The organism is Gluconobacter cerinus, assembly GCF_002723935.1.
Taxonomy (GTDB): Bacteria; Pseudomonadota; Alphaproteobacteria; order Acetobacterales; family Acetobacteraceae; genus Gluconobacter; species Gluconobacter cerinus.
In genome coordinates this window covers 1-3,394 of record NZ_BEWM01000035.1, presented here as the reverse complement: position 1 = coordinate 3,394, position 3,394 = coordinate 1, and the positions used below count along the sequence as shown (strand labels likewise).

At 66.1% G+C, this 3,394-nt stretch carries 4 protein-coding genes; all 4 read right to left on the bottom strand.

Annotated features, from left to right (window positions below; genetic code table 11):
• Nucleotides 1-1,321: Eco57I restriction-modification methylase domain-containing protein (locus tag GCE01_RS16495; protein ID WP_174694866.1), on the bottom strand; the 1,321-nt coding region annotated here is incomplete at its 3' end.
• Between the two features lie 115 nt (nt 1,322-1,436).
• Nucleotides 1,437-1,697: a hypothetical protein gene (locus tag GCE01_RS16490; protein WP_099213699.1), complete on the bottom strand. Its 261-nt coding sequence runs from the start codon at nt 1,695-1,697 to the stop codon at nt 1,437-1,439.
• 243 nt (nt 1,698-1,940) lie between these two features.
• Nucleotides 1,941-2,867 (bottom strand): phosphoadenosine phosphosulfate reductase domain-containing protein, encoded by a 927-nt coding sequence (locus GCE01_RS16485; protein WP_099213698.1) that lies wholly within the window; start codon nt 2,865-2,867, stop codon nt 1,941-1,943.
• Nucleotides 2,864-3,241 (bottom strand): hypothetical protein, encoded by a 378-nt coding sequence (locus tag GCE01_RS16480; RefSeq protein WP_167386203.1) that lies wholly within the window; start codon nt 3,239-3,241, stop codon nt 2,864-2,866. Before GCE01_RS16480 ends, GCE01_RS16485 begins: the two co-directional genes overlap by 4 nt.
• Nucleotides 3,242-3,394 lie beyond the last annotated feature (153 nt).

Below are 3,394 nucleotides of genomic sequence, written 5' to 3'. Positions count from 1 at the left end.
CCTCGGCGGCGTGGTTCTCCTGCACTGTCGCGACATCGAGCGTCTGCGGGGTCGGGAAGCGGGCCAGCGAAGAAAGACGGCCGAGGGCGAGCGGCAGGGCCTCGTCCAGCATCTGAAGCGGATTGGCCTTGCAGGTGTATTCGGGTCCAAACTGACCGCTCGTCCAGTCATGCCGGCCGAGAACCTGCTGGCCGTTTTCCGCGAAATAGCGGTTGATCCGCAGCGGGCCTTCGCCCTGATCGGTGTCATCCAGCGCAGCCACGTCCAGCCAGGTGGCATCGCCTGCATCCTCACCGGGCGCGCGGCGGCGGAGCACCAGAACGTCCACCCCGACATCGGTTCCGGCATCGTCGCGCATGGCACCCGCTGGCAGACGCACGCCGCCCACGAAATCGGCTGTCTCGAACATTGTGCGCCGTGCGCCGGCATCGGACTTGTCCATCGTCCACCGCGACGTGACGAACATCGCCAGCGCTCCGGGACGCAGACGGGAGATGGATCGGGCGATGAAGTAGTCATGCAGGGACAGGCCAAGGCGGCCCAGCTCGTCCGTGCCCCGGACCGTGCGGTTGCTGAAGGGCGGGTTGCCGATGACCAGATCGTAGCGTTCCGCCAGCTTGGCCGTCGTGAAATCCTCGGACCGGACCCACTGGTTCGGAAACAGCTTGCGCGTGATCCGGGCCGTCAGCGGGTCGTTCTCGATCGCGGTCCAGGCGGTTTTCGGGGCCAGCTTCGGAGGCACGCTCGCCATGAACAGCCCGGTTCCGCAGCCCGGTTCCAGCGCGCGTCCGCCCCGGAAGCCCATTTGTGCGGCCAGATCCCACATCGCATGGACGATCAGCTCGGGCGTGTAATGGGCGTACTGTGTCGCCCGTGCCAGACCCGCCCGCTCCTGCTGGCTGGTCAGTTCCTCAAGCTGGCTGCCAATCTCTTCCCAGCCTGCCCGGAAGGTTTCACCAGCACGCGGGAACAGGCTGTTGGCCAGCTCCCCTGCTCCGAACCCGGTGAAGCGGGCGAGGACAGCCTGCTCGTCGGGGCTGGCGTTGCGGTCCTCGGCTTCAAGCGTGGCCAGAAGGCGGATCGCCGCAAGATTGTCTCGCGCACGCTCTTTCCAGCCTTGGGCGAGACCACGCGTTCCGGGCAGGGCAAAGTCCACCTTCGGCAGGACAGCGGAGATCGGAGCCGGGGCTTTTGCTACCTGTTGGGCCGCAGCGGCGGCTTCCTCAAGGGCGCGGTCTCCCGGAAGCTCGCCCCAGTACAGATTGGACTGGCTGCCGCCGAGTGCTGAGGTATCGAAGAAGCTCAGTTGAGACGTGGACATGGAAAAACTCCGACAAGCGGCAGCGCCCGGTGCTGCGCGGGGGCAGACCGGGGGGCCGGAAAACAGGATCAGTGCGGGGAGAGAGAGGCGTCAGGCCTCCCGGATCAGTTCGGGGTCAGAAGGGACCAAAGCGCAGGCGGATCTGCTCACGCTCGCCCTCGGACAGGCGGGCCAGCGCGTCACAGTGGTAGGCCGACCCTTCCCGTGCCTTCGTCGCCACGCGCCACCAGGCCTGCGGATCGCTGCAATGCAGACCCACCAGACGCGTCTCGTCATTGTCGGGTCCGCAGCCTTCGAGGATCGTCCAGCCCTCGTCGTGGGCCTGTTTGAGGTCGAAAGCGTGCGCCTGTGCGGGGCGTTCGAGGGTCTCTGACATCGTCTTTATTTCCTTTCCTGACTCTCTCCGGCGAGCGCAGGACAGCGCGACCTGCCAGAGCGACGCGCAGCGTCGGGACCGCCCGGCCCGCAGCGTAGCGAGGACACGGACGGACCCACCTCTTGCGGGGCGGGCTGGCCTGTGCTGCCCCCCTCCCCTCTTTTTCCTTTTTTAACCTTCTGTTTTTTTTGCTTTTTTCTAAGTCGGCCCCGCCCCCTGTCCGAACGCTCCGGCCGGAAACTCTCAGGCTGGTGTGAAGACGGTCGGGATCGGCCGCGACGACAGGCACGCGCGGGCCAGATCTGGCGCGGCCAGTGCAGCGTCATACGGCCCCCCCTGCTCTGCGAGCTGCTCCAGAGAGACGGTGCGCTTGATCGTGCAGCCGAACTGCTGCTCGTACTGCACCAGCCGTTCAAAGCGGGCAGGATCCAGCCAGCGGATCGTTGCAAACTGCCGCGCATCGCCAAAAATACAGGTGGCACAGGACAGTCTGGAGAAGCCGATGCGATATGGCAGCGCGGGCATCACCTTCCAGCGCTTCAGGCTGTCCCAGACCTGAGCCTCGCTCCATTGGTGGACAGGCCGCCAGTGATCGACATGACGGCGACGGCGCGTGCCATGTCGCGTGTCCGTGCGGTGCGGCTCAAAGGCGGCATAGCGGGCGCGGTTTGGACTTTCCTCGGCCCGCTCGCCTGTCACGAACAGCGTGCGACGGTTCAGAAAGCGGTCCTGGCCGCGTGGGGAGCGATCGGCGACGTCGATCTTGGTGACGCTGGAGCACCATCGGGTCGTCAGGCTGGCGGAGACCTGGGGGAAGCGCAGGCGGGTTCCGTTCGGCCCCTCCCCTCCTACGCGGATCAGACCTTCGGGGCTTTCGAAAAGGACAGGCGCCGTTGGGGCAGCGTTGCGCAGCATCTCCCGCTCGAAGCCGCCCTCTCGCCAGGAGCGATAGAGCGGCAGCCCGAAATCCTGCGCCAACGCGCTCACATAGGGCGAGGTGGAGGGCCAGTCCATGAAGGATGGCCCCTGCCCGTCAACCTCGTGGTGCCACAGTTCCAGGCGGTCCTTCGGAGCACCGGCTTCAAGGAGGGCAAGGAGGCAGGCGGTGGCGTCTTTCCCGCCCGAGACGGCCACGATGATGCTGTCATAGGAGGTCAGATCCGGCGTCATGGCACAAACCTGCTGACAGGAGCACCTGTCCGGACAGAGCGACACATCAGGGCGGTGGGGACAGGAGCGGCCCGGAGCATGAGTGGCTTTACATGCCGGTTATCCCAGCTCAGGCCTTCGCAGCGTGAGAGGAGGCCAAGCTGGGTCGCTGCCTCATCCCTGCACGCACACACCCGCTCATTGCCGCCCGTACTGCGACGGCAGGGCTCATGGGCTGGCGCGTTGCAGCCCGTGCAGGCGATGGTCAGAGCCGGATCGCCACCTTCCCAGTGCTCATTGCACTTGCGGCAGGACACAGGCTCCTGGGTGTCGGTCCAGCGCACGGGCGGCCGACCGCGTGGCGTTGGGACATAAGGAAGGTAATGACGGCGCATGATGCTCGATCCATTTCTGGTTTTTGAACATCGTCGCGTCCGGCTGGGGGCTGTTCAGACTGCAACAGTGCCGCGTAGCGGCAGGATCAACGCGGCCCGCAGTCACGCGCAGGCGGCGCAGCCGGCGAGCATGGCGAGGACGCGCGTTGACCC